The organism is uncultured Formosa sp. (assembly GCF_947500765.1).
In the GTDB taxonomy this organism is placed as follows: domain Bacteria; phylum Bacteroidota; class Bacteroidia; order Flavobacteriales; family Flavobacteriaceae; genus Formosa.
The window spans coordinates 1-2536 of record NZ_CANMTH010000034.1; the positions used below are offsets into that span (position 1 = coordinate 1).

Below are 2536 nucleotides of genomic sequence, written 5' to 3' on the forward strand. Positions count from 1 at the left end.
TCGCTGTAACGTCTAATTACTTTGTCATTTTTGTACATAATGTTTAAAATTATGTAGCCTTTATTCAGGACAACTCAAAATTACAGCTAACGTGTTTGTATAAGCTTTGTTGCGTTGGTTAAGCAGTGAATTTACTAAATAAAACACGAACGGCGAAATTCCGAAGGAATTTCCCAAGTGAGCTAAAACCAGCAATAAAGTTTATACGGTGTTACCACACGTATTTATTTCGGAAGCAACTGTTTTTCTGTTAATGTTATTTTCCTTTTGAGACCTTTTTCCTCAATTTCAATTTCAACATTTTTCGTAAAACGATTGTTTGTCCAATAATCATATAATTCTTGGGTGTTGAAATTTGAAACATTAATACCATTAATTGCAATTATTTGTGTGCCAAGCTCAATAGGTTTGTCTAACAAGTAATTGTCCTCATAGGAATATATAATAATTGTATTTTGCTCATAATTTGGATGAAAGAATATTTGGTGTTCAGTTAATATATCTTCTTTAAAATCAGAATTTTGGTCTAAATAAAAAATCTCATTTGCCCAATCTAAAGTAATTGTAAATTTCTCAAAAAAAGTATTACCAATTAAATTTGATGCATTCTCTTTAAATGTAACAATTTGATTAGAAAGTTTAATGTTGTTAAGTAATTGTATTGAAAGCAATGAGTTGTATTTAGTGCTTTTAGTTATTCCATTCGCATTTACACTAGTTAGTCCCGTTGTAGTAACATATGGTATATTCTTTTTTGAATTTAGTTTATTAAAAAGAGATAAGTTAGCACTTATATTTCCACTGAAACCCGTGTCGAATGTGTATGAATCTTCAATTCCATTTAGTTTTATTTTGATTTTCGCATTTCCATATTTGCCAGAATTTGTTTTAAAAATTTTTGAATTAGCACCAATGTTAAAATTATCAATCTTATCTGATATACGAATAACTTTATTTTTATAATCAATTTGCCATTTTGCTTTCCTCATTAAATTATTTCCAATTATTCCATAATATGTATCTGGCCCTAAAAACTGATAATAATGCGTAAAATCGGAAGAATATGCACCGATATTTTTAAAATCAATTTTTCCGATTTTAATATTGGAAATTGATAGATATTCATTTGAAGTTATAGTTTTATTAGCATCAGATATTCTGCCCTTAACGTTGTTTGATTTATAGCTAATTTCATTTATAATATTAGGGTCAATAGTTGTTAATTCATTTCCTGTATCGAATATGAAACTATAATTTTTATTATTAATTCCTACTTCGATTATGATTTGATTTTTAACAAATTTAAATGGAATTTCTTCAGTATAATTTTCTTGTTCAACTTTTCCTTGGGTTACTGTTTTTAACCTCTTTAGAGAAGAACAGCTTAAGAAATTGATTGCTATAAAAAATAGAAGAAAGTTGTTTTTTGTCATATGTGTGGTAACGGTTTTGTGTATGCTTAGTTGCGTGGTTCAGCGAGTAAGTTAACAAAAACCCACGAACCTGAGAATATTCCGAAGGAATATTCCAGATGAGCACATACAAAGCAATTAATTATACACGGTGTTGCCCACAGTATTTTATTTTCAGATTTCAATTCCGTGTTTTTTCAATGTCGTACTGAACCAACCAGATTCTTGTTTCCAAAAATCATCGTTTGTTAATTTGTCAATTGCTATTTTTTTATAATTCGCATTTTTACTTTCCAATAATAACTCTATAAACGAATGTAAATAGTAAAGGTCATTTTTGGTTTGGAATTTAGCTTTCAGAAAGTCAACTGTCAGATAATTTTCCAGCTTTTTAGAATATTCAGATGGATAGTATTTCTTTAAATACTCAAAAGCATAGGAATTGTTATTGTTAAAAGCTAATTCCTCAATTCTTGATAAATAATTATCCTTATGTTTTCTATTCTCAAAGGTTCTGCTGTAAAGCAACCAATAAACTTCTTTGTTAGAATAGATAATTATACTATCCAATTTTTCCATTACAAAGTCAGATTCAAGCTTTTTTTTCATTGCTAACTCTCGTTCGTAATTATTTCCTTTGTTTGAAGCTTCAATTCTGATTTTGTTCCAGTATTCGTGATAAATGATTGAAGAAACTGGGTCAATGCCCATTAAACAACCCTCAAAAGTCTCAACCATTTCATTTTTCTTTAATTCAGCTGATAGTAATTCAGGAACGTTTCCTTTATTTGACTGAATAAGTTCAATCGAAGCGTAAGTTCGAATTGTTGGATTTTCGTGTTTTGATAATTCCGTTAATTCCTTGTCAGATATTTGACTTTTTAATTTCTGAAAATTTTTATATTGCTCACTTTCAGAACAACCCATTCCGACACAATCAGAATCAACTCTATTTACTTTAATTATTGATTCAATCAGTTGTTCTTTTGTTTGCGAAAAACCAAGACTAATTGTCAAGCTTAATATTATCGTGAGCAGTTTTTTCATATGTCTTGTCCTGAAATATGGCTACAGTTTAAAATTGAATTAAGCTGATAATTTATATACCATATTCGGTGTTTTAT

General features: G+C 28.5%; 2 protein-coding genes. Both read right to left on the reverse strand.

Going from position 1 to position 2536, the window contains the following annotated elements; translation table 11 throughout:
- Nucleotides 1-224 precede the first annotated feature (224 nt).
- On the reverse strand, nt 225-1433 hold the full coding sequence (locus Q1B05_RS18440) for an aspartyl protease family protein (RefSeq protein WP_299782910.1): 1209 nt from the start codon (nt 1431-1433) through the stop codon (nt 225-227).
- A gap of 153 nt (nt 1434-1586) precedes the next feature.
- Nucleotides 1587-2459, reverse strand: coding sequence for a hypothetical protein (locus Q1B05_RS18445; RefSeq protein WP_299782912.1), 873 nt, complete (start codon nt 2457-2459; stop codon nt 1587-1589).
- Nucleotides 2460-2536 lie beyond the last annotated feature (77 nt).